This window comes from Bordetella tumulicola, from assembly GCF_965138755.1.
GTDB classification, from domain to species: Bacteria; Pseudomonadota; Gammaproteobacteria; order Burkholderiales; family Burkholderiaceae_B; genus Bordetella_A; species Bordetella_A tumulicola.
Genome location: NZ_CBCSFP010000015.1, coordinates 13,497 through 38,446 on the forward strand (window position 1 = coordinate 13,497; position 24,950 = coordinate 38,446).

The 24,950-nt window shown below is 59.3% G+C and carries 18 protein-coding genes and 1 tRNA gene; 5 read left to right on the forward strand and 14 right to left on the reverse strand.

All coding sequences use genetic code 11. The features are described from left to right. The first annotated feature begins 38 nt into the window (after positions 1-38). The gene (gene lpxO, locus ACNAZS_RS24465) at positions 39-938 is read left to right on the forward strand and encodes a lipid A hydroxylase LpxO (protein ID WP_415793149.1); all 900 of its coding nucleotides are present in this window, start codon (positions 39-41) and stop codon (positions 936-938) included. Here lpxO and ACNAZS_RS24470 read toward each other — a convergent pair. Continuing rightward, positions 916-1,824 (reverse strand): ankyrin repeat domain-containing protein, encoded by a 909-nt coding sequence (locus ACNAZS_RS24470; protein ID WP_415793150.1) that lies wholly within the window; start codon positions 1,822-1,824, stop codon positions 916-918. The genes lpxO and ACNAZS_RS24470 overlap by 23 nt on opposite strands. Before the next feature lie 129 nt (positions 1,825-1,953). Next, the gene (locus ACNAZS_RS24475; protein ID WP_415793151.1) at positions 1,954-3,345 is read right to left on the reverse strand and encodes an L-serine ammonia-lyase; all 1,392 of its coding nucleotides are present in this window, start codon (positions 3,343-3,345) and stop codon (positions 1,954-1,956) included. 180 nt (positions 3,346-3,525) lie between these two features. Between ACNAZS_RS24475 and ACNAZS_RS24480 the strand changes: the two genes are divergently transcribed. Further along, complete coding sequence (locus ACNAZS_RS24480; protein ID WP_415793152.1) at positions 3,526-5,193, forward strand: Na/Pi cotransporter family protein; 1,668 nt, start codon at positions 3,526-3,528, stop codon at positions 5,191-5,193. 46 nt (positions 5,194-5,239) lie between these two features. Here the strand turns inward: ACNAZS_RS24480 and ACNAZS_RS24485 are convergent, their stop codons facing one another. From ACNAZS_RS24485 to polA, 3 genes are all read right to left on the reverse strand, one after another. Beyond that, entirely contained in the window at positions 5,240-6,028 is a 789-nt protein-coding gene (locus tag ACNAZS_RS24485; protein ID WP_415793153.1) for a dienelactone hydrolase family protein, read from the reverse strand. Between the two features lie 133 nt (positions 6,029-6,161). Continuing rightward, complete coding sequence (locus ACNAZS_RS24490) at positions 6,162-7,004, reverse strand: ZIP family metal transporter (RefSeq protein ID WP_415793155.1); 843 nt, start codon at positions 7,002-7,004, stop codon at positions 6,162-6,164. Positions 7,005-7,101: 97 nt separating this feature from the next. Then, positions 7,102-9,819 (reverse strand): DNA polymerase I, encoded by a 2,718-nt coding sequence (gene polA, locus ACNAZS_RS24495; protein WP_415793156.1) that lies wholly within the window; start codon positions 9,817-9,819, stop codon positions 7,102-7,104. Here polA and ACNAZS_RS24500 point away from each other — a divergent pair. After that, complete coding sequence (locus ACNAZS_RS24500; RefSeq protein ID WP_460475431.1) at positions 9,818-10,498, forward strand: LOG family protein; 681 nt, start codon at positions 9,818-9,820, stop codon at positions 10,496-10,498. The genes polA and ACNAZS_RS24500 overlap by 2 nt on opposite strands. 192 nt (positions 10,499-10,690) lie before the next feature. On the opposite strand, the gene typA is transcribed toward ACNAZS_RS24500, so the two are convergent. The 7 genes from typA to rluB form a co-directional block, all read right to left on the reverse strand. Next, positions 10,691-12,514, reverse strand: coding sequence for a translational GTPase TypA (gene typA / locus ACNAZS_RS24505; RefSeq protein ID WP_415793157.1), 1,824 nt, complete (start codon positions 12,512-12,514; stop codon positions 10,691-10,693). Continuing rightward, a complete protein-coding gene (gene truB / locus ACNAZS_RS24510) occupies positions 12,511-13,263 on the reverse strand; it encodes a tRNA pseudouridine(55) synthase TruB (RefSeq protein ID WP_415793158.1) in 753 nt (250 codons plus the stop codon). The genes typA and truB overlap by 4 nt, the downstream gene beginning before the upstream one ends. A gap of 39 nt (positions 13,264-13,302) precedes the next feature. After that, the gene (gene rbfA, locus ACNAZS_RS24515; RefSeq protein WP_415793159.1) at positions 13,303-13,704 is read right to left on the reverse strand and encodes a 30S ribosome-binding factor RbfA; all 402 of its coding nucleotides are present in this window, start codon (positions 13,702-13,704) and stop codon (positions 13,303-13,305) included. Positions 13,705-13,733: 29 nt separating this feature from the next. After that, entirely contained in the window at positions 13,734-16,847 is a 3,114-nt protein-coding gene (infB, locus tag ACNAZS_RS24520) for a translation initiation factor IF-2 (protein ID WP_415793160.1), read from the reverse strand. A gap of 87 nt (positions 16,848-16,934) precedes the next feature. Then, positions 16,935-18,413 carry a transcription termination factor NusA gene (gene nusA / locus ACNAZS_RS24525; protein WP_415793161.1) on the reverse strand — a complete coding sequence of 493 codons (1,479 nt, stop codon included), beginning with the start codon at positions 18,411-18,413 and terminating at the stop codon, positions 16,935-16,937. Next, complete coding sequence (gene rimP / locus ACNAZS_RS24530) at positions 18,410-18,916, reverse strand: ribosome maturation factor RimP (RefSeq protein ID WP_415793162.1); 507 nt, start codon at positions 18,914-18,916, stop codon at positions 18,410-18,412. Before rimP ends, nusA begins: the two co-directional genes overlap by 4 nt. A gap of 355 nt (positions 18,917-19,271) precedes the next feature. After that, positions 19,272-21,059, reverse strand: a complete 1,788-nt coding sequence (gene rluB, locus ACNAZS_RS24535) for a 23S rRNA pseudouridine(2605) synthase RluB (protein WP_415793262.1) — start codon at positions 21,057-21,059, stop codon at positions 19,272-19,274. A 490-nt stretch (positions 21,060-21,549) separates the two neighbouring features. Between rluB and ACNAZS_RS24540 the strand changes: the two genes are divergently transcribed. Further along, the gene (locus tag ACNAZS_RS24540) at positions 21,550-21,942 is read left to right on the forward strand and encodes a hypothetical protein (RefSeq protein ID WP_415793163.1); all 393 of its coding nucleotides are present in this window, start codon (positions 21,550-21,552) and stop codon (positions 21,940-21,942) included. Here the strand turns inward: ACNAZS_RS24540 and scpB are convergent. Next, the gene (gene scpB, locus ACNAZS_RS24545; RefSeq protein ID WP_415793164.1) at positions 21,932-22,912 is read right to left on the reverse strand and encodes an SMC-Scp complex subunit ScpB; all 981 of its coding nucleotides are present in this window, start codon (positions 22,910-22,912) and stop codon (positions 21,932-21,934) included. The genes ACNAZS_RS24540 and scpB overlap by 11 nt on opposite strands. 78 nt (positions 22,913-22,990) lie before the next feature. Between scpB and ACNAZS_RS24550 the strand changes: the two genes are divergently transcribed. Beyond that, positions 22,991-23,067, forward strand: a tRNA-Met gene (locus tag ACNAZS_RS24550). A 743-nt stretch (positions 23,068-23,810) separates the two neighbouring features. Here ACNAZS_RS24550 and ACNAZS_RS24555 read toward each other — a convergent pair. Further along, complete coding sequence (locus ACNAZS_RS24555) at positions 23,811-24,857, reverse strand: CobW family GTP-binding protein (protein WP_415793165.1); 1,047 nt, start codon at positions 24,855-24,857, stop codon at positions 23,811-23,813. Positions 24,858-24,950 lie beyond the last annotated feature (93 nt).

Below are 24,950 nucleotides of genomic sequence, written 5' to 3' on the forward strand. Positions count from 1 at the left end.
TTTCCTGATACGGCTCACTCCGGGGCCGGGTTTGCGTTATGAAGTGGCTGATTCTTGGTATATGGCTGGCGTCGATATTGTTTGCACACTTCAGAGGCCGTGTGCGCCTGTCCCTGTCGCGCCAACTGCTCGATCATTCTGTACTGCTGGCGCCGATCAATGCCTTTATGGTGTTGTGCTCTCGTGTCCCGACAACGCCCTACCTGCCCTCGCGTGAAATTGCGGCGCTGCAGGTATTGGACGACAACTGGGAGGTCATTCGCGACGAGGCCCTAAAAATGGCCGAATTGCGCCGCATCAAGGCGGCCGAGCGGCACGATGACATCGGCTTTAATTCGTTTTTCAAAAATGGCTGGAAGCGTTTCTATCTGAAATGGTATGACGCTCGCCATCCGTCGGCAGAGGAACTCTGCCCGCGCACGGTCGGTATTCTGAAAGGGCTGCCCACCATCAAGGCGGCCATGTTTGCCGAGCTGCCTCCTGGCAGCAAATTAAACCGCCACCGCGATCCGTTTTCTGGCTCGCTGCGCTATCACCTTGGCCTAGCCACCCCCAATGATGACGGCTGCCACATCATCGTGGACGGTGAAACCTACAGTTGGCGTGATGGCGAAAGCGTGGTGTTTGATGAAACCTACGTACACGAGGCCCATAACAAGACTGACGCCAACCGCATCATTTTGTTTTGCGACGTCGAGCGCCCCTTGAAATGGCGCTGGGCCGAGGCCTTCAATCGCTGGTTCGGGCGCGTCGTGATGTCGGCCGCCAGCTCGCCGAATGACGGTGGCGACAAAACCGGTGCGATCAACAAACTGACCCACGCCCATTGGGTCATCGACCAAAAACGCAAACAATTCAAGGCGTGGAATCGCACCGTATACAAGCTCACCAAAGCCGCGCTGATTACGCTGGTGATTATTGGATTTCTGATACTGTAGTCGTCGTGGTTTCGGCACCCGACATGACAGGCGCGCTCGGCGTCTCGAAAATAGCCAGCGCGTACGACATCGAATTCGCTACGCTCCCCCAAATGGCGGTCGACGCGTTCGACAAATAACCGGGCACATAGGAACCCAGCATATTGCCAAGCTGCGACAACGCAAATCCCTGGCTTTTTCGCAGCTCAATCATCATCAGGTCCTGATCCTTGTCGTGTGGGTCCATACATTGCGATTCGGCGATATCCAACGGCGTACGATGCTGGTTATCTTGAATATCCTTGTTCGCACCTGCCGCGATCAATGACACCACGACACAGCAATTCTCATATTTGACGGCATGATGCATCGCCGTCATTCCTTTGTTATCCTGCGCATTCAGGTGCACACCTTTGTTGCACAGCAGCACTACCTTTTCCGACGCATTAACCGTGCGAACGCAATGCGCGAGTACCGAACGTCCTTTGCTATCGACAGCATTGACATCAGCGCCCGCCTCTAGCAGGGCCTCGACAATGCGCTCGCTCTGGGACTGCTTCACGGCCACAAGCAAAGCGGTATTGCCGTCTTCGTCCCGCGCATCGATGATGGCTGCAGGCGTCATTTTGATCAGTTCGATGATTTCCTCAGTGATTCCCGGTTTGATGTACTTCGCGAGATAGCTCAACAGCGGCTGTTTGCTATGGGAATGCGGTGCCGTCAATGCGGCCTCGTCAATTCGACCTTGAGTGATCCAACCTCGAAGTGTCGCCTTGTCTTCCTTGAACAGGGCGTCGTGCAACGCATCTGCCGTCACCGGTTTCCAGTTCGTGGAGTGGGCGAGGTCGCCACCCGGCGTGATCTCGTTGAAAAAAATGGGGGGTCGAGAGGAAACTGCCGGCATCATGATGATGAAGCTCCGTATGGAATTGAAAACAGACGAAAAAGATGGGGTGACGCCAGATCACTCTGACAGCGCACGGTAAGTAACCGTGCCCCGCTTTTCAGTTCCACTACGACGCTGCCGATCCCGCCCCTAGCATTCGACGATATTTACCGCCAAGCCGCCACGAGCGGTTTCTTTATATTTGGTTTTCATATCCGCGCCGGTCTCTCGCATGGTCTTGATGACCGAATCCAGCGACACGTAATGTTGCCCATTACCGCGCAAGGCCATGCGTGCGGCGTTGACGGCCTTGACGGATGCCATGGCATTGCGCTCGATACAGGGGATTTGCACCAGGCCGCCCACAGGGTCGCAAGTTAACCCGAGATTGTGCTCCATGCCAATCTCGGCAGCATTTTCGACCTGCCCAACGGAGCCGCCCAATACGGCGGCCAACGCCCCGGCGGCCATTGAACACGCAACGCCGACCTCGCCCTGACAGCCGACCTCGGCACCAGAAAGCGAGGCGTTGTATTTGTAGAGCAAACCAATCGCCGCCGCCGTCAGTAGAAAATCGCGTACCCCCTGCGCAGTGGCGCCCGGAACGAAACGATCGTAGTAATGCAATACGGCCGGGATAATGCCCGCCGCTCCGTTGGTCGGTGCCGTTACGACACGGCCGCCCGCTGCATTTTCTTCGTTAACCGCCATGGCGTACAAATTGACCCAGTCCATGACGGACAAGGGATCAGACAGGCTACGCTCGGCCCGCTGCGTGAGGCTGCGGTATAGCTCCGGCGCGCGGCGACGTACTTTCAGCGGGCCCGGCAAGTCCCCATCGGCCTCGGGGTAGTCGATCCCGCAGCCCCGGCTCACGCAATCCTGCATGACCTGCCAAATGCGATCAAGCGCGGCGTTGACGTCTGCCTCACTGCGCCAGAATCGTTCGTTGTGCATCATGAGTTGCGCCACCGTACAAGACTGCGCCTGACACATCGCCATCAGCTCGCGGCTGGTACGAAAGGCAAAGGGCAGTTGATCGTGCGCGGCAATGATCTGGCTATTGGACGCCCCGGCGGTCACGACAAACCCACCACCTACCGAGAGATAACGCGATTCGCGCAAGGATTCTCCCTCCGCGTCGAATGCGTGAAACTTCATCCCGTTAGGGTGCTCGGCCATGGCCTCGCGGCGATAAAACAGGATGTGTTCGCGCTCGGTAAAGGGCACCGGAAAATGGCCCAGCAACGCCAGCGATTTGCCAGTGCGCACGGCCTGTAATAGCCCGGCGATGGCCGACGGATCTACGGCGTCGGGTGCGTAGCCCATCAGACCCAGCATGACGCCCTTGTCTGTGCCGTGGCCTTTGCCCGTCGCCCCCAATGACCCATATAACTCAACCCGCACCGACGCGACCTGAGGCAGCAATTGATCTCGTTCCAGGCCCTGCGCAAACAACAGGGCGGCCCGCATTGGACCAACCGTATGGGAACTGGACGGCCCGATGCCGATTTTAAAAAGATCAAAAGCAGAAACAGCCACGGTTCACCTCAATAATAGTAGTTACAGCGACGTTCAAAGACATAATACGCGGGTGAGGTCCAAACGGGGGAAACCTCCCGTAGCGATTTCCCCTTGAGGCGTTACCGTGCGATCATTAAATATGACACGTTTGCTTCCAGCCTAGAACAGGAATTGCCCGTTGATCTCGCCCTATCCGCCATGTCAGGACTAATCCCCTTACTCGATTTTGCAGGCTATGTGGCCCTGTTGTTGTGGGGAGTGCACATGGTGCAAACGGGCGTGCAACGTGCGTTCGGTGCGGCTTTGGGCGCAGCACTAGGACGTGCGCTCGGTACTCGGCTACGAGCTTTTTCAACGGGCCTGGGTATCACAGCCGCGCTGCAAAGCAGCACGGCCACGGGCCTGATGATCACGGGTTTTGCAGGTGGTGGCCTGGTGGGTCTGATTCCGGCTTTGGCGGCCATGTTGGGCGCCAACGTCGGAACGACCCTGATTGTCCAGGTGCTGTCGTTCAATCTGACGGCATTGGCGCCCGCGCTCATCCTGGTGGGCGTGTGGATGTTTCGTCGCTATCCGCCCGGCCGTACGCGCGACTTGGGCCGGGTATTCATCGGGCTGGGGTTGTTGCTGCTCTCGTTACATCAACTGATGGAACTGTTTGCCCCCCTCCAGCATGCTCCGTTGCTCGGCCAGATATTAAATGCCTTGGCGACCCAGCCTGTAGCGGCCGTCTTGTTGTCTGCGGCGCTGACCTGGGCGTCGCACTCCAGCGTTGCCATCATCATCCTGATCATGTCGCTGGCAGACCATGAGTTAGTCACACCGCCCCTGGCGCTCGCGCTGGTACTGGGCGCCAATCTGGGCACATCGATCAACCCCATGCTCGAAGGCGTCACCGGCGATGACCCGGCTGTACGCCGATTGCCTCTAGGCAATTTACTGACTCGCGTGGTTGGTGCCGTACTGGGCCTGCTGCTGCTGCCCTGGCTGCCCGACTGGATGAGCATGATAGAGAGCGACAACGGGCGCATGGTCGCCAATTTTCATACGGTATTCAATGTCGCCATTGCGCTGGTTTTCCTGCCCTTGCTGACGCCGTATGCGGCGCTATTGACACGCTGGCTACCCAAGCGCGTCGATCCGAATGACCCGGCCCGCCCAAAGTATCTTGATGAGTCGGCGCACGATGTACCCGCTGTCGCCCTGGGAAACGCCACGCGCGAAGCGCTACGCATGGCTGACATGCTGCAAACGCTCTTGCTCTATGCCCGCGCCGGTTTCAAGCGCGATAACCGCCACCGTCTCGTGCAAGCACGTCAATTGGACGATGCCACCGACAAAATAGAAGCGGCGATTACGACCTATCTGGCCATGCTCGACCGCGAAGACATGACCCGTACGGACACCCGGCGGCTGGACGATATTCTGGCCTTTGCCAGCAACGTCGGCCATGCCGCCGATGTCACCCACCATGGTGTGCTCAGTCACATTGCCCGCCTGCGCAAACTAGGTTGGGTCCTGTCGCTCGAACAACGGCAGGTACTGGACGACACGATAGCGCGCCTGATATCGAATCAGAGAGAAGCCGCTGCGCTGTTCGTCAACGATGACGTCACTCAGGCGCGTGAACTGGCAGGGGAAAAGTCGCGGTTCAGAAAACTCGAAGCGCAGGAGTCCGAAGCGCTTTTGGAGAAAATAAAATCCGGACAGACCGATGCCGCCGAAATTGGCGCGCTCTACCTGGATATTCTGCGGGATATGAAAAGCATCAACTCGCATCTGGTCGGCGCCGCGGCCTATCCCTTGCTGGCTCGACATGGCGAATTGCTGCCCAGCCGTGTGCGCGAGCGAGAGTCTGGAAATTAAACCGTACGGCACCCATCGGCCTTAGCCGTGGATGCCGTGGATCACATTAAAGATAGCGCTGGAACCAGGCCAGCATGCGTTGCCAGCCGTCACGCGCGTCCGCTTCACGATACATCGGGCGGTAATCCGCCAAGAAGCCGTGACTGGCCTCTGGGTAGACCACGATTTCCGACGCCTGCGCGGCATCGTTGCCCTGAGCGAGGATGGTACGCAACGCCTCGACGCCCTCAAGCGGGATGCTGGCGTCTTGACCAGCATACAAACCCAGCACCGGCGCATGCGTGTTGGCCGCTACATCCTGCACCATGGTCTTGATCAAGGGGCCATGCCCTGTCGTGATTTTTCCATACCAGGCAACCGCGGCTTTCACGACGGGATTATGCGCAGCGTACATCCAGGTCAAGCGCCCTCCCCAGCAAAAGCCGGTCACGCCAACGCGCGAAGTATCGCCACCATGCTGCGCCGCCCAGGCCACGCACGCGTCCAGATCCGCGTAGACCTGTTCGTCCGGGACTTTGGCGACGATCTCGGAAATCAACGTGGGGACATCGGTGTATTGCGAGGCATCGCCCTGTCGTTGATAAAGCTCGGCGGCGATGGCGAGATAACCGGCCTTGGCTAGACGACGGCAAATATCTTTAATGTGCTCATGCACACCAAAAATTTCTTGTACCACCAGGATCACCGGTAGGTCTTGTTTTCCGAGTGGCGCCGCGTAATACGCGGCAATTGTGCCGTCTGGCACAGGCAAATCAATATCACCCTGCTCCAGCCCTTCGGCATCCGTATGGATAGTCGTCACCGTTGGCTGGCCAGCTGCGGGGGCAAAACTCATGACAGAACTCCTTATGCCAATGCCCTGCCGAAGACGGCAGGATTTCGTCGCGACGTGCGTGAGACAGCACTATCAGTTTTCACCATTGCTCATGGTGACCCAGATGCTCGAAATGGGACAAGCATCGCGATCGTCAATGCGAATGAACGGCCTCATGCTGCTCGTGCTGGCGTTCGGCATCGTGACGGTCGTGTTCATGACCATGGTGCATGAACGACGTTACACCATAAATAAGGATTACCCCAACACCCACCAGGAGCAACTGCGGAATCGCGTCGGCCAACGACACGCGTTCGTGCATTTGCGGGATGAGATCGGCCACCGAGATATACAGAAAACTGCTGGCGGCGATCACTAGAACATAGGGCACGATCTCCTGGGCCTGTTGTAAAACGAAATAACCGGCCAGCCCGCCCAGCGCCGTGCACAGGCTGGTGAACAGGATCAACATGAATGCGCGACGTCGCGCCAAGCCCGCATTGAGCAGAACGACGAAATCGCCCAATTTGTGGGGCACTTCGTGCACGATGATGGACGACGCGGTCAGGACACCCAGTACCGGGTCCGTCAAAAAGGCAGCGGCGACCAACACCCCATCGCATAAATTATGCAAGGAGCTGCCGATCAGAATCATCACGCCGCCGCGGCCGGCTTCGTGTCGGTCGTGGCCTTTGTGATGATGATGCCCATCTCCCTCGTGGTGATGGCTATGGCGCAGCAACGCGATTTTTTCGAGGACAAAAAAGCCCAGCAACCCCGCCAGCATAACGGCAAAGAGCGTATGAATATCGGCCTGAGCGCTCTCGAATGCCTCGGGAAGCAAGTGCAATAGTGCGACCGATAACAGCACGCCCACCGATAAACTGACCATATGATGCAGATATTTGCTGAACACGCGATAGGCCAACCAACTGGCAACGAGCACAGCAATCAGGCCACCTGCGACGGTGGCCAGCAAGATCGAAAAAAGCAACATGGGAAGCGGGGCAGGAAGGAAGGATAAGTTACATTATATCATTTCACTTATTACCCTATTCCGCCCCGACGCAGGCAAACCTGGTGAGGGGGGCGGTTTAGTGGGCTTGCTCCCAGTTCGCCCCAACACCGACCTCAGCTAAGAGTGGCACCCGTAACGTGGCGACCTGACACATCAGCTCGGGCAGACGTTGACGCACCGTTTCCAGTTCGTCGTCGGGGACTTCCAATACCAGTTCGTCGTGGACTTGCATGATCATGCGGCTGGCCAGTCGTTCGGTATCCAGCCAGCCTTGTACGGCAACCATGGCCATCTTGATCAAGTCGGCTGCCGTACCCTGCATGGGCGCATTGATGGCCGCACGCTCGGCGCCCTGGCGGCGAGGTCCGGAGCCGCCGCGGATATCGGGCAACTGCAGGCGACGGCCAAAAACCGTCTCGACATAGCCTTGCTGGCGGGCCAGTTGCCGGGTGGTTTCCATGTACTGCGCAACACCGGGATAGCGCGCGAAGTAACGATCGATATAGGCCTGCGCGGCATCACGCGTGATGCCCAGGTTGGAGGCCAGACCGAACACGCCCATGCCGTAGATCAAGCCAAAGTTGATCGCCTTGGCGGCGCGCCGTTGCTCACTGGACACGTCGGCGAGTGATACGCCAAAAATTTCGGAGGCCGTGGCACGATGAATGTCTTCGCCCGCCTCAAAGGCCTTCTGCAAATTGGCATCGTCGGACACATGCGCCATGATGCGCAGTTCAATCTGCGAATAGTCCGCGGAGACCAGCACGCCGCGTTCGGCGATGAAGGCCTCGCGCACGCGTCGCCCCGCTTCGGTTCGGACGGGAATATTCTGCAAATTCGGGTCGGACGAAGCCAGGCGGCCCGTGATGACTGCCGCCTGAGAGTAATGCGTATGCACCCTGCCCGTCTGCGTATTGATCATGCGCGGCAGTTTGTCGGTATAGGTCGACTTCAGCTTGGACAACCCACGATATTCCAGCAACACCTGCGGCAGGGGGTAATCCTGCGCCAGCTTGGTCAGGACTTCTTCATCCGTGGAGGGCGCTCCGCTGGCCGTCTTACGTACGACGGGCAACTGCATACGACCGAACAGGATTTCGCCAAGCTGTTTGGGTGAATTCAAATTGAATGGCTGGCCCGCCAACTCGTAGGCGCGCTGCTCTAGCGTGAGCATCTCTTGACCCAAGCGATGACTTTGTCGACCCAGCTCGGCCGCATCGACTTTCACGCCATTGCGCTCGATCACGGTCAGCACGCGGGACGTCTGGATTTCCAGCTGATAAATGCGCTCCAACCCGGTGTCGGCCGCGACGAGCGGGCGCAACGCCTGATGCAATTGCAGCGTGAAATCGGCATCTTCGCAAGCATAGTGACCCGCCTTGTCGACCGCAACCTCATCGAAGCGAATTTGCTTGGCTCCCTTGCCGCACAGATCTTCGTAAGTAATACCGCCGCGTCCCAGATAACGCTGCGACAAGTCGCTCAGGCCAACGCCACGATGCGACTCCAGCACATAGGCTTGCAGCATGGTGTCTTCCTGAATACCGGCCAGCGCAATGCCTTCGTTGGCAAACACATGAGTATCGTATTTAGCATGATGCAGCAGCTTGGGCCGCGCCGGGTCTTGCAGCCAGGTACGCAGGCGCTCCAGGACTTCGTCCTTGGGCAGTTGCTCCGGGTTATCCGGCCCCCGATGAGCCACGGGGATGTAACAGGCTACCCCCGGTTCGGTGGAAAGGGATAGCCCGACCAAGCGGGCTTGCATACCGTCCAGCGAGGTCGTCTCTGTGTCTAGCGCCACAAGCGGCGCCTCGGCAATCTGGTCCATCCACTTGTCGAACGCGGGCCAGGCGGAAACAATTTCATAACGCAATTCGATGGGCGCCGCAGGCGCCTGCGCGATCACGCGCGCATCGCCCTCGGGTACGCGCGCGGCATCGCCCGTGACCTCTCGGAGCCAGGTACGAAAACCATACTTTTCGTATAGTGCCTGCAGGGTCTGCGTATCGGGCGGGCGCGGCGCAAGATCATCAATACTCGCGATATGCCCGGTCAAATCGCAGTCGCATTTCACGGTCAATAATTCGCGGGTCAGCGGAAACTGAGCGATCGCCTCGCGCAGATTGTTACCCGCCACGCCCTTGATAGCGTCAGCCTGCTCGACCAGCGCATCGATGGTGCCGAATTCGCTTAACCACTTCACCGCGGTTTTCGGGCCGACTTTCGTCACGCCCGGAATGTTGTCCACGGTATCGCCGATCAACATCAAATAATCCACGATGCGCTCGGGCGACACGCCAAACTTGTTTTGTACGCCTGGCTCGTCGAGCACCTCGCCACTCATCGTATTGACCAGCGTCACGTGCGAGTCGACCAATTGCGCCAGATCTTTATCGCCAGTCGATACAATGGTGTGTATGTTCTCGCGAGTGGCCTGGCAGGCCAGGGTGCCGATAACGTCGTCGGCCTCGACGCCCTGGATGGCCAAAACCGGCCAACCCAACGCCTTGACGGCCTGATGTATGGGCTCGATCTGAGCGGCAAGATCTTCGGGCATCGAAGGCCGATGAGATTTATATTCAGGGTAGAGATCGTCACGGAAAGTCTTGCCGCGCGCATCAAAAATACAAGCGGCGTAGTCTGCCTTATGATCAGACACGAGCTTTCGCAACATATTCACGACACCATAGAGTGCGCCCGTGGGTTCGCCTTGCGCATTGCGCAAATCGGGCATAGCGTGAAAAGCGCGGTACAAATAACTCGAACCGTCTACCAGCAATAAGGTTTTTTTCATGGTTACAAACGCAGAATTAGAAACGCCCGCCGGCAAGCAAATACCGGTGATTATGTCAGAGATACGCACAGCGGCAGAGCAACTGGCCAATTTAGGCCCTGCTGTCAGCCTGTTCGGCAGTGCCCGCGTCAGTCGCGGCTCGCCCTATTATGAAACTAGCGAAGTCATTGCCGGTGCACTGGCCGACGCGGGCTTTGCCGTCATCGCCGGGGGCGGCCCGGGAATCATGGAAGCCGCCAACAAAGGGGCATTTGAGGCGGGAGGTACCAGCGTCGGGCTGAACATCAGCCTACCGCATGAAAAGCACAACAACAAATACCAGACGATCAGCCTGTCGTTTGAATATTTCTATTCGCGCAAAGCCACTTTTTTCATGCACAGCTTTGCCTATGTGGCGTTGCCGGGTGGTTTTGGCACGATGGACGAGCTGTTTGAGGCCCTCACGCTGATTCAGACCGGCAAAGTCCCGCCCGCGCCGGTCATTCTGGTGGGCCGGGAGTACTGGCAAGGTTTGGTCGGATGGTTGAACGATCAAATGTTGGGCAATGGCATGATCAGCGCACACGACACAGAGCTCTTCATCATCGAAGACGATCCCCACAAAGTCGTACAACGCGTGTTGGATTTTCATGCGACGCAACAAGACGACCAGCAATACGCGCCATCGCTGCCGGGCTGAATAAAAAGGGTCTCAAAGGGGGTGTTTTTACCTTGGAGCGGCCCGGCGGTAAAAGGACCCCCACGCTGCGCCTTCGGCTTGCTGCCCCCCGAGGGGGTGTTTTTACCTTGGGGCGGCCCGGCGGTAAAAAAATGGCTGGTAAGCTTTGCGAGCATTACCAGCCATTTTCAAGCGCACGGGATCAACGCGGACTTAGGCGTTGTTTTCGCGTGAAGCCTTGCGACGTTCGTGCTCTTGCAGGTAGCGCTTGCGCAGGCGGATCGACTTGGGCGTGATTTCGACCAATTCGTCATCATCGATGAACTCGACTGCGTATTCCAGCGACATCTGAATCGGCGGCACCAGGCGCACGGCTTCGTCAGTACCCGAGGCACGGACGTTGGTCAGCTGTTTGCCCTTGATCGGGTTGACGACCAGGTCGTTGTCGCGACTGTGGATACCGATGATCATACCCTCGTACAGGGCCTCGCCGGGGCTGACGAACATACGGCCACGGTCCTGGAGCTTCCACAAGGCGTAGGCGACGGCATCACCGTTGTCCTGGCTGATCAGCACGCCGTTGCGACGCTCGCCGATATTGCCTTCGCGCATCGCTGCGTATTCGTGGAAAATGTGGCTCATCAAGCCCGTGCCACGGGTCAGCGTCAGGAACTCGTTCTGGAAGCCGATCAGGCCACGGGCCGGGATCAGGTATTCCAGGCGGGTACGGCCACGACCATCGGGCTGCATGTCTTGCAGATCGCCCTTGCGACGGCCAAGCTCTTCCATCACGCCGCCTTGGTGCGGATCTTCGACGTCAATCGTCAGCGCCTCGAAAGGCTCGCACTTGACGCCATCGATTTCCTTGAACACCACGCGAGGACGCGACACGGCCAACTCGTAGCCTTCGCGCCGCATGGTTTCCAGCAAAATGGTCAGATGCAATTCACCTCGGCCGGAGACTTCGAACACAGTATCGTCGCCCGTGTCACGCACACGCAGCGCAACGTTGGACTTGAGTTCGCGTTCCAGACGGTCGCGCAACTGACGGCTGGTCACGAACTTGCCTTCGCGGCCCGCCAGCGGCGAGGTGTTCACCATGAAGTTCATGGTCAACGTCGGCTCGTCGATGCGCAACATGGGGAACGGTTCCAGATTAGCCGGATCCATCAAGGTGCAACCGATACCGATGTCTTCGATGCCGTTGATCAGAACGATGTCGCCTGCTTCAGCTTCATCGACCAATTCGCGCTCCAGGCCCTTGAATTTCATCACCTGATTGATACGGCCTTTGGCAACCGAACTCTCGGGGCCAAACTGGAATGCGACTTCCATGCCGGAACGGATACGCCCGCGGTTGATACGGCCAACGCCGATCTTGCCTACGTAGTTGTTGTAGTCCAACGAGATGATCTGCATCTGCAGCGGGCCATTGGGATCATCGTCGCGTTGCGGAACGTGCTGCAGGACGGCGTCGAACAGCGGACGCATATCGCCCTCGCGCACATCGGGGGCCAGCCCGGCATAACCGGACAGACCCGACGCATACACGACGGGGAAATCCAATTGTTCTTCGGTAGCACCCAGCTTGTCGAACAAATCGAAGGTCGCGTTGATCACAAAGTCGGGACGCGCACCCGGGCGGTCAACCTTGTTGACCACGACGATGGGCTTGAGACCCAGCGCCAGTGCCTTGCGGGTGACGAAAATGGTCTGCGGCATCGGACCTTCGACCGCATCAACCAGCAATAACACGCCGTCGACCATGGACAGCACGCGCTCGACCTCGCCACCGAAGTCCGCGTGTCCCGGGGTATCGATGATGTTGATGTGCGTGCCTTCGTATTCGACGGCACAGTTCTTGGCCAGAATCGTAATGCCGCGTTCTTTTTCGAGGTCGTTCGAGTCCATGACCCGCTCCGTAACCGACTGATTCTCTCGGAAGGTGCCGGATTGGCGCAGCAACTGGTCGACCAGGGTGGTTTTACCGTGGTCGACGTGGGCAATAATGGCGACGTTGCGCAAGGCGCGAGTCATAGCGGGTCCTTTAAGGTCGGAGTGGCGGGCAGCAGGCCCGCCGGCAATTCATTCAATGCAAGCAAAGCCTGCTTGGGGTCACTCATGGCTTGCAGGGCCTCGAGCGTAATGGCGCGATCCAGCGAAAACGGCCCGACGTGCGTGCGCCGCAGCGCCGCCAGGTGGGCATAACAACCTAGTGCCCGGCCGATATCTTGAGCCAGGGTGCGTATATACGTACCCTTGCTGCACGCCACATCGATCTCGGCCCGGCTGCCTTCTAGTGACAACAGGTCGATGCGGTAAATATTGATTTGACGCGCGGGGCGTTCGAGTTCAATGCCCTGACGCGCGTATTCGTACAAGGGCTTGCCATCGCGCTTGAGGGCCGAATACATCGGCGGCACCTGCTCGATCATGCCCTGAAAACGTGACAATACATCGAGCAAAGCCGACTCGGTCACGCTGAAGCCATCCGCCGCACGCGTCGTGACAATACCAGTCAAATCGCCTGAATCAGTTTCTTCGCCAAACTGCAGCGTCGCATGATAAGACTTATCGGCATTGAGCATCGCACCGGAAATCTTGGTTGCGCGCCCCATACAGCACACCAGCAAGCCAGTGGCAAACGGATCCAGTGTACCCGTATGCCCTGCCTTGGCAGCATCCATACTGCGTCGGGCGCGCTGCAGGGCGTGATTACTGGACAAACCTACAGGTTTGTCGAGCAACAGGACACCATCGAGCGCAAGCCCTCGTCTTTTAGCCATCGTCAATTCCGGGAAAAAAGCAGCAGTGACGACAGCCGGTCAGCGCGGGTCTTCGGGTTCGTCAGGCTCATCCGCGACCGGGCCAGGCCGGTTTGCACGGTCAATCAACGCCGACATTTCAATACCGCGTGCGATTTGTACGTCGTGCACAAAATGCAATCGGGGTACCGTATGGATGTGCAGCATCTTGTACAGCAAGGAATGCAGCCAACCGGCTTTCTCGGTGAGCGCCGCCGTCGCCGTTTCGGGCTCGGCGCCCATCACGGTGAAATAGACTTTGGCGTGTGCGTAGTCAGCCGACAGCTCCACTCCGGACAGCGTGATTAATCCGGCGCGAGATACATCGATCTCGCGCTGGATAAGGCCAGCCAGATCCTTTTGGATCTGGTCGGCCAGTCGCAAATTGCGACCGGGGATGGATTTAGACTTGTGACGGCTCATGTAGTACGTATGAAAGTCGCGGCCGCTTTTTACAGCGTACGCGCGATTTCCTTGATTTCGAAGATTTCCAGTTGGTCGCCCACCTGGATATCGTTGTTGCCGCGCAAGGTCAGACCACAATCAAAGCCGGACTTGACTTCCTTGACGTCGTCCTTGAAACGACGCAACGAGTCGAGGTAGCCAGACCAGTGGACCACGTTGTTGCGCAACAAACGGACTTGCGAGTCTCGGCGAACGATACCGTCGAGCACCATACAACCCGCAATGCCGCCGATACGCGAAATAGTGTAAACCTCGCGGATTTCGACCAGACCGATGATCTCTTCTTTCTTTTCAGGAGCAAGCATGCCCGACATGGCGGCTTTTACTTCATCCACAGCGTCGTAGATGATGTTGTAGTAGCGCAGGTCGATGCCATTGGACTCGGCCAGTTTCTTGGCGCTTTGCTCGGCGCGGACGTTAAAGCCGATGACGACAGCGTTCGAAGCAATCGCCAGGTTGACGTCGCTCTCGGAAACACCACCCACCGCCGCGTGCACAACCTGCACTCGGACTTCGTCGGTAGAAAGCTTGGTCAGCGAAGAAACCAACGCCTCTTGAGAGCCTTGGACATCGGTCTTGACGATCAATGCCAGCGTCTGTCTGCCTTCGCCGATGTTATCGAACATGGACTCGAGCTTGGCGGCCTGTTGACGAGCCAGCTTGACGTCGCGGAACTTGCCTTGACGGAACAAGGCAATTTCGCGCGCCTTGCGCTCGTCGGCCAATGCCATGAGTTCGTCACCAGCAGCTGGCACGTCCGTCAGACCTTGGATTTCCACGGGGATGGACGGACCTGCCTCTTGGATCTGCTTGCCATTTTCGTCCAGCATGGCACGCACGCGACCGAAGCTGGCGCCGGCCAGGATCACATCACCGCGCTTGAGCGTACCGCTCTGCACCAGGATGGTGGCAACCGGACCGCGTCCCTTATCGAGACGCGCTTCGATGACCAGCCCCTTGGCTGGTGCCTCGATGGGTGCGGTCAGTTCAAGGATTTCGGCCTGCAATAATACGTTTTCGAGCAAGTCGTCGATACCCGCGCCGGTCTTGGCCGACACAGATACGAACGGCACGTCGCCGCCGTACTCTTCCGGAACGACCTCTTCGGCCACGAGCTCCTGCTTGACGCGCTCGGGATTGGCCTCGGGTTTGTCGATCTTGTTCACCGCCACAACCAACGGCACGCCGGCGGCCTTGGCGTGGTGAATCGCTTCACGGGTTTGCGGCATAACGCCGTCGTCGGCCGCCACCACCAAAATAACGATATCCGTGGCCTTGGCGCCACGTGCACGCATGGCGGTAAACGCCTCGTGGCCCGGGGTGTCCAGAAAGGTCACCATGCCGCGCTCGGTGCGAACGTGATATGCGCCGATGTGCTGGGTAATCCCGCCGGCCTCGCCCGAGGCGACCTTGGCACGGCGAATGTGATCCAGCAGCGAGGTCTTGCCGTGGTCGACGTGACCCATGACGGTCACCACCGGCGCACGAGGCAGCACCTCGGCATCAACAGCGACGGGCGCGTCGTCCAGGAAGGCTTCCGGATCGTCGAGCTTGGCCGCGATCGCGACGTGCCCGAGTTCCTCGACCACAATCATGGCGGTTTCTTGATCCAACACTTGATTGATAGAGACCATTTGGCCCAATTTCATCAGGTGCTTGATCACCTCGGCCGCCTTGACCGACATTTTGTGTGCCAGATCGGCCACGCTGATGGTCTCAGGCACGTGGACTTCGCGTGCGATGAATTCTTGTTGGGCCGGCTCTTGACGGCGATGATCCGATTGCTGGTTGCGATTGTTGCGACCGCCTTTGCCGCCCCCCTTGCCTCCCGCACGCCAGCCATCACGGCTGGGGGCTGCAGGTTTGGCATCGGCGGGTTTCTTGCGCGACGCATCATCAGACCAGGAAGAGGAGACCTCTGCCGTCTTGATGGTTTTCTTGGAACCGGGACCAGCCGCCGGCTTGGCGTCTTTTTTGGCACCAGGTGCAGCCGTCTTGCCGCTAGGCTTGTGCAACGTGCCTGACAGGGGCGCGGGGGCCTCGGGCTCGGGTGCACGCAATACCTTGCGCGGACGATTCAACATATCACGCAGCGCGGCGGCCTCAGCCTCGGCTTTGCGGCGAGCGTCTTCGCGCGACGCGCCATCGCCAGCGGAGCCAGAGCTTTGGGCCAGCGGCGGCGGAGCACGACGCTCGGCGCGCGTCAGACGAGGCGCACCAGCGGAGGCCTTGGGCGCAGCCGCGGGCTGCGGCGGTTTGGGCGAATGAGCGGTAGATTTGGAAATAGTTTCGATTTCAGCTTGCACAACAGGTTCCGACGGGGCCGCAGAGGCCTCGCGCACGGGAGCGGCTTGTTCAGCGGCGGATTCAGCCGGGGAGTCCGGCTGCTCTGCCGACGCGGTAGCCGGTTCGGGTTGGGACTCAGGCTCGGCCTGCGTCGCGGGGGGAGCAGATGAGGGCTCGGATGCCGCCTCGGGCGAAGTCCGCTCGGAAACGGGCGGGGTCTCGGGCTCGGGCACGGATTCGGCGGCGGGCGGCGTCGACTCAGGCGTCTCGGCCTGAGGTTCGGCAGCAACTGAATCCGGCGATTCGCTAGCCTCGACTTGCGCGGGCTCCGCCGAGGCTCCTGCCTCTTTGCTGGCAGGAGCTTCTGCAGGGGTGGGTGCTTGCTCACCAACAATGGGTTCAACCACAGAAGTGACGGGCGCTGCAACCACATCGTCAGCGGCAGGCGCAGATTCCGGCATGGTCGTTGCGGCTGTGGTTGCTTCGGTGGCTTCGGCTTGCTCCTGGGCGATCTCGGACGGATCACGCTTGACGAACACGCGCTTCTTGCGGACTTCGACCTGAATGGTACGCGAGCGGCCGGTGGCATCTGCCTGGCGGATCTCGGAGGTCTGGCGACGCGTCAAGGTGATCTTCTTGCCCTCGGTCGCGCCATGAGCGCGGCGCAGAGAGTCGAGCAGCTTCGCCTTGTCGCTGTCTGTGACCGCATCGTCCACCGAGTTGAGGACAACACCAGCCGAACGCAGCTGCTCGAGCAGCACGTTGGCTGGCATTTTCAGCTCGGTAGCGAACTGGGCGACAGTATTACTCGACATTAGGCTATCTTCCCTCTATATGCAGCAATTACAACAACGATGAGTGGTTTTTGGATCAACAACGGAATTGGCTGGGCGTCCCGGCGATTATTCCTCGTCAAACCAATGAGCCCGGGCACGCATGATCAAGTCGCTGGCCGCTTGTTCGTCGAGCCCGGCAATTTCAGCCAGCTCGTCGGTAGCCAACTCGGCCAGATCATCACGCGTCAGCACTTGGTGCTCGGCTAGCTTGGCGGCCAGCTCGGGCGTAATGCCTTCGAGCTCGAGCAGGTCCTGGGCCGTTTCAAGGCGCTCTTCCTGGGCAATCGCCTCGGTCAAGAGAGCATTGCGGGCGCGGGCACGCAGCTCGTTAATGGTGTCTTCGTCAAAAGCCTCGATTTCCAGCAACTCAGGCATGGGCACGTAAGCGATTTCCTCGATACCGGTAAACCCTTCATCAATCAGGATGTCGGCGACTTCTTCGTCGACGTCCAGCTTGTTCATGAATGTCGTACGCAGGCCCGCACGCTCGGTTTCCTGCCGGTTCAGGCTTTCTTCGGGCGTCATGATGTTGATCTGCCAGCCCGTCAGCTCGGAAGCCAGCCGCACGTTTTGCCCGCGAGAACCAATGGCCTTGGGCAGGTTTTCTTCGTCAACCACCACGTCCATCGCGTGCTTGTCTTCGTCGACCACAATCGATTCGACGTTGGCCGGCGCCAGTGCGCCGATGACGAATTGCGCGGGGTCTTCGGACCACAACACGATGTCGACTTGCTCGCCACCCAACTCGTTCCGCACGGCGGTGACGCGCGAACCGCGCATGCCCACACACGTACCAATGGGATCGATGCGCTTGTCGTAAGCGACGACGGCGATCTTGGCACGCACGCCAGGGTCACGCGCTGCGGCTTTGATTTCGAGCAGGCCCTGTTCGATTTCGGGGACTTCGTTGTCGAACAACTGGCGGATGAAATCGGGCGACGTACGCGACAGAATGACTTGTTGGCCACGCGCTGCGTGATCAATTTTGAGCACAAAAGCGCGCACTCGATCACCGACCCGGAAGTTTTCTTTCGGGATCATTTCGGAGCGAGGCAGGCGGGCTTCGATTTTGCCGGTTTCGACAATGATGTCGCCCTTGTCCATACGCTTGATCGTACCCGAGACGATGGTCTCGCCGCGATCAAGGAAGTCGCTCAGAATTTGCTCGCGCTCTGCGTCGCGGATCTTTTGCAGAATCGCCTGCTTGGCGGCTTGCGCACCGATCCGGCCGAACTCGATGGGTTCGAGAGCCTCTTCGATGTACTCGCCCACGGTGATATTGGGCACGATCTCGGTCGCATCGGACAACATTTCCTGCTTGTCCGGTTCTTGTAGACCGGCCTCGTCGGGCACCACCAACCACCGGCGGAACCCTTCGTGGCTGCCGGTTTCACGATCGATGGAGACGCGGATTTCGGCGTCGTCCTTGAAACGCTTTTTCATGGCCGAAGCCAGCGCGCTTTCGAGCGCTCCGAATACGACTTCGCGCGTGACGTTTTTCTCACGCGCCAAGGCATCGACCAACAGAAGAATTTCGCGACTCATCGCTTTTTGCCCTTGAAATCCAGAACGGGATCCAGTTTGGCACGCTCGACGTCGCCGAGCGTGAAACTCAATACCTGAATATCGTTCTTTTTTGCCTCAAATTCGAGACCGAACACAGTCGGCTGTGTAGCGGCCGACGCGTCGCCTGCAGCGCCCTGCTCTGCCTCGGGCAGCGATAGGGTGCCGGAAAACACTTTGCGGCCATCCAGTGGCTCGCGCAGCTTGATCTCGATACGTTCGCCCACGAAACGGCGCAACTCGGCCTCGGTACGCAGCGGGCGATCAGTGCCCGGCGAGCCGACTTCGAGTCGCTTGTAGTCGATATTTTCGACCTCAAAGACGCGCGACAACTGACGCGAGACCTGCTCGCAGTCTTCGATGCGCACGCCCCCGACCCTATCGATGGTGACGCGCAAAAGGCCTAGCGCAGCACGCTCGACGTCGACTAATTCGACGTCCATGCCGGCCAATGCCTGTTGGGTCAATGCGTAAATATCTGCCATACACTCAAAAAAAATGGGCTGCAAACCCAGCCCACTGTATCGCCTGGCCCCCGGATCACATCCCGACGAGATACCCCATCGAAACCCAACACCGAACCCAAGCCCAAAGAAAGCACACCAGGAAACCCACCCGGGCGGGCTGCGTATACTGCGACACAACATAGTGTGGCCACGTACTGCAGCACAAACATACCGCAGCACAACATACAGCGGCACACGGCAAAGACGCATCCGCAGGGGCATGCGCGCCATGAAAACCAATGATTTTACCAGATTACTGCAAAAATTGTCTGCTATGTCGCGGGTTTACGTCACAGACGCGCAATCGGCATTCGTGACGTACCCGCCGCAAGACTTAACGGTCGCCGCGCCCCCGGCCACCACCGAGAAATCCCAGGCGTGACTCGTGTGCCGAGGCACTTTTGGGTTGCCAATCGTCGCCTTTCGGACCGCTACGCTGCGGTCGACCTTTACCACCGCCGCCGCCCTGGGGCTTGCCACCATTACGGGCAGCTTGATTGCCACGCGGCCCACCCTGTGCACCCTGTCCACCCGGCTTACCCTGTCCGCCCGGCTTGCCGCCAGGACGATTCGGGCCTTTACGCGGCGCCCCTGCCATCCCGGGCATCCCCGCGTCGGAAGCGGGCGCCTCGCCGGCCGGGCCCTTGTAGGGACGACGCGGCTTGCCATGCTTGGCGGGATTACCCTCGCTATTTTTGGGACCACCCTGCGTATTACCGCCACCGCTGCGACCGCCGAACTGGGCACTGGGCCCCTTGCCGCCGTCGCGCCGGGGGCCGCCCGGCTTGCCACCTGGCTTGCCGCTAGGCCGACCACCAGGCCGGCCACCCTTCGCACCCTGCCCACCATCCTTGCCTAGCGGATGTCCGTTAGCATAGCCGCCCGTAAACATCAGGCCAGTCCCGAAGGGATCCGACGGAGACGAGGCCACTTGACCTGCGCTGCCCGGTCGGCCGCCCTGCAATTTGCCCCGGCGACCAATCCGCGCACCATTCATTCCGTTGCGATCCATGGTACCGAATCCCGGCGGCAACGCGCTGTCATGCGAACGAGGCTGTGGAGGAGGACGTCCGTTTCCGGTATCGTCGTCATCGCGCAACAGGCCCAACTGAACCATCAGCGCCGTCACCAACTGGGAATCCAACTCGTCCCAACGGCCCCGTCGCAGATTGCGCGGCAGCACGAGGTCGCCGAATCGGGTCCGGATCAACCGGCTGACCGTCACGCCGACTGCCTCGAACATGCGACGCACTTCGCGATTGCGGCCTTCTTGCAAGGTGACGCGGTACCAGCGATTGCTGCCGTCGCCACCCAGGTAGTCCAACGAACCGAACGCCGCCTGACCATCGTCGAGCTGAATGCCTTCGACCAGCGACTTGCGGGTCGCATCGTCCATTTCCCCCAACACACGCACGGCATATTCGCGCTCAGTGCCATAACGAGGGTGCATGATCCGATTGGCCATGTCGCCCGAGGTCGTGAAGATCAACAGGCCTTCGGTATTCAAGTCCAGACGCCCGACCGACAACCACTTTCCGGTACGCAGTTTGGGGAGTCGGGCAAACACATTGGCGCGGCCACCCGGATCGTCATGGCTGACAATTTCGCCGGCCGGCTTGTGGTACAGAATGACGCGAGGCGGCTTTTTGGCATTCGGGCGGACAATCGGCTTGCCGTTGACCCGCACGAGATCATTGGCCGCCACTCGTTGACCAATATGCGCCGGCTCACCATTGACTGACACGCGACCGGCCGTAATCAGCTCTTCCATTTCGCGACGCGATCCGATACCCGCATCTGCCAGCACCTTGTGCAGCTTGGGCATCACGACATCGCTATTCAGATACTTGCTCAGGCGCTGCTCGCTGCGATCAGAGTGCTCTAGATAAGAGAGGGCCTGCTCGGCCTCGCGCTCAGCACCGCGCCCCTCGACCTCGGCCGAGGGAGCAACGGGCGCGCCGTCGACTGCACCTGGGGCACCCGCGACACCCGTTGCATCGCCACGCCGGCGACGGAACGGGGTACGCAGCTTGCGGCCACGATTGCGACCCGCCCCCAGATCTCCCTCTGCCGACTGCCCGGCAGCCAGCGTTTGGGCGGATTCTGGAGATTCGTGTGACATGACGCCAGGCTCCGCTGCGGCACTCGAATGCGCCGAGGCATTCGCGCGCTCGCCGCGCTGACGACGCGGACGACCTGTCGGCGCAGAAGACCCGACAGAGGCAGAGGCCTCGGTCGACGCAACCACCGACGACTCGGTCGACACGGCGGGTTCAACCTGTTTTGCGGACGGCGCGTCGACAGAAGACCCGGCATCCGTTGACGAAGGGCCTTGTTTGGCCGGCGAGGTCCCCGAGGCGACCGCCGAGGCCACAGGCGACACAGGAGCAGAAACGGCAGCCGGTGCTGGGGCAACAGCCCGCACGGTGACGACATCAGGCACAACAACGGACGGCGCAGATATCGCGGGCGGCGCAGGCGGTGTATACGACGCAGGCGTTACCGCCGCCACGGCCCCAGACTGAGCAGCCGCGGCAGGTGCAGCGGCAACCACAGACTGGACATCGGCTACGGTAGGCTCACTGGCAACCGCCTTAGCTTTTGCCGATTTCGTGGCAGCGGCTTTGGTTGCAGACTTCTTCGCAGCCGATTTCGTCGCTGCCGTCTTGGTAACAGCCGTCTTAGCAGCAGTGGTCTTGGTAGCAGCGACCTTCGTCGCGGACTTTGTCGGCGTCGACTTGCCCGAGACCGCTTTTTTCGCCGTCGCTGTCGCTGTCGCCGACTTTTTCGCTGGTGACTTCGCCGTCGCCGACTTCGTCGCAGAAGATTTCACCGCCGTCGACGTCGTCGCAGCAGATTTGGTGGCAGCCGTTTTGCGCGCCCTGGGCTTCGCAGCGGCAGGGGCAGCATCATTCGTCGAGTCAGGAACAGAGGAATCGTCTTGCATTTGTGTACGCGTAATATCGGTTGTCACGGAGACAGCTCCAAAATTCTTTAAGCTTTAGCCAATCCGCTCTCGGCGGATCGGCTGTCATCATCAGAGGATGGCGAACCGTCCTGCTCAGAAACCTCGGTTTCGAGCTCGGGAACTTGCGGTTCGACTTCAGTTTTTAGTTCGGCGGTGGCATCGGGAGCCACCTCTACGGGCAAGACGTCGATCTCGTCCGCAGAATCTGCAGAAATCTCGGTATCCTTAGCAGCCTCGGCGTCTGCAGCGACTTCGATATCCGTAGCAGCCTCGGCATCCGCAGCGGTTTCGATATCCGTAGCAGCCTCGGCATGCGCAGCAGCCTCGATATTCGTAACAACCTCAGCTTCCGCAGCGGTTTCGGCATCCGCAACAACCTCGGCATCAACGTCCGCCTCAGCCTGCACCGTACTCGGCTCCTCTGGGTCGCTGACTTGCAGCGTGACCTCTGAACCACCGAGGTCCAGTCCCTGCAATGCCGCCGCGGCTTGGGCACTGTCCAGTGGCGGCAATTCGTCCAGTGCCCGCAGGCCCAGATCATCCAGAAACTGCCGCGTAGTGCCAAACAAGGCCGGCCTGCCCGGCGCATCCCGGTGACCAATGACCTCAATCCAGCCACGATCCTCAAGCGTTTTCACGATCGGGGATGACACGGTCACACCACGAATATCCTCGATATCACCGCGAGTGACCGGCTGACGCCAGGCAACAATGGCCAGCGTTTCCATCACCGCGCGAGAATACTTGGGCGGACGTTCGGGATTGAGGCGCTCCAGGTAGCGCTGCATTTGCGGACGGCTCTGAAAACGCCAACCCGTGGCCAACTGTACCAAATCCATGCCGCGATCCGCCCAGTGCTCTTGCAAGCCCTGGAGCAATGTTCGCAGCCTGTCATTATCAAAATCCGGATCTTCGCCGAACAGCTTGCGCATTTCGGCCAACGGCATGGGCTGACTAGCGCATAACAGCGCAGTTTCCAGCACACATGTTGCCTCGCTATCGTTCATTGAGCTTATGTCTAATTTATTAAAAAGGGGCGAACTTGCGCCAATTTTCGAAAAACGCTATGATTCTGTCCTCTCAGACGCGGGGTGGAGCAGTCTGGCAGCTCGTCGGGCTCATAACCCGAAGGTCGTAGGTTCAAATCCTGCCCCCGCAACCAAGATTCTTAAAGGCCTGGCTTACCGCCGGGCCTTTTTGTTTGTGGCGACGGAACGTCTGTTGTCCACGCAACTGTCGGTACATCATCTGCCCGCGCAGCTGCTTAGAGGCGCACCAAAGGGAGCACCAAAGCTTCTGTAGCTGAAAAACCCATAAGGCATGGACTTGCGTAATGTTCACGAGATTCCTGTAGACGTCGCACCATGCCGCCTCGCGCCAAGAGCGCGTTAGGCTTGCATCGGTGCTACGCGTATCAGTGCACAGCGCCGCAAACGGCATTAGCTGAAAAAATGAACCTGGATCGCCTGGCCCCAAAGCGCAGGACGGAAATACAGGGCACCCCTTTCTTCGGAGCGACAAGCACACCAACGGACTACGACTCGCGTCAAACACGAGCGGAACCCGTCTTGTAGCGACGATGACCGACGATTTTTAGACGTATGGGACGACCATCTGCCCTCATGATCGGCAGCGCATGCGGCCTGCCAACTCATTCGACAACCCCACGATCAACGCTGGAACCGCTGTAACGGTACCGGCTGTCGGGATACCCGCCACGGAAATACTCGCTGCGGTTTTGTCTGCACCTTCTGCCCTTGGCAATGCGGTTTTATACCGCTAGCACAATAGCTGCCGAATGAGGCTAGCCCGAGCGAGGTGACGTTGGTCTACACGAAGACAGTACTTGGATTATACCCCTAATGCCCCTGCGGACAAAGCACTGCACAATAAATATCACGACGGTCACGCCGGGACCGGGCTTTCGGGGCCGGGTTGAAGCAACGACGCCCGCAACGCCTGCACAAGCGCCCCCGGATCCAACTCACGCACAATAAAGACCAGCCAGGATCGATGAGCATCCTCCGGCCAGACTGCCAATGGCTCGGGCGGATAAAGATCACGATGCACGCCATGGATAGCGCAAGGCAAGGATTCGCCCTCGAAACCCACTATCCCCTTGATACGTAACAGGCTGCGATGATGCGCCTCTTGAACACGCGCCATCCCGGTCAAGAACACCGCCCGACTGACCGGCTCGGACAACTCAAACACAGCATGACGCACCTGCGAATGGCGGCCACCCAAAGGGGAAAACCTCGCCAGCCAACCCCGCAGATCACCTTGACTGTCGTGCGAACGCGTCAGAGACGGCGCCAACAAGCGCTCGTCCAACGGCGTATCGGGCCACTGCACACCTATCGGCACCCCGGGATTGATCTGTCGAACGGCATCCACAGCATCTGCCAACATAGGCGCCCTGACCAAATCGGGCTTGCTGCATATCACGAGATCCGCCAAGGCAATCTGCTGCGAGGCCTCAGGCTGCTCGGCGAGTTGAGCCTGGATATGCTTGGCGTCAGCCACGACTATCGTGCCACGATGAGCATAACGTTCGGCCAGGAAGTGTTCATGCCGCAACGTGAACAAAATCGCGGCCGGCGTAGCCAGGCCCGTGGTTTCAATCAACACGCGATGAAATCGCGGAACCTGCCGTCGCAGCGCCAGCATGAACAGATCTCGCAAGGTATTAACCAGGCCACCATTCACCGTACAGCAGATACATCCCCCTTCTATCACCGCAATGCGGCCATCCGTATGGCGCAACAAATGATGGTCAACACCAATTTCGCCAAACTCGTTGACGATCACCGCGGCGTCCGAATAAGCGCGGTCCTGAACCAGACGATTCAGGAGCGTGGTCTTGCCGCTGCCTAGAAAGCCGGTCAACACCGTCACGCCGATACGGTAATCCGCGGCACCATCGAATCGAGACTGAACAGAAGTTTGCATAACCGGCATTATGCTGCGAAAAAACGACACGTGACGCACCTGGGCGCCTCGCCTTTGGCGTGGTCGACGTACTGTCATCTAGCGTACATCCCT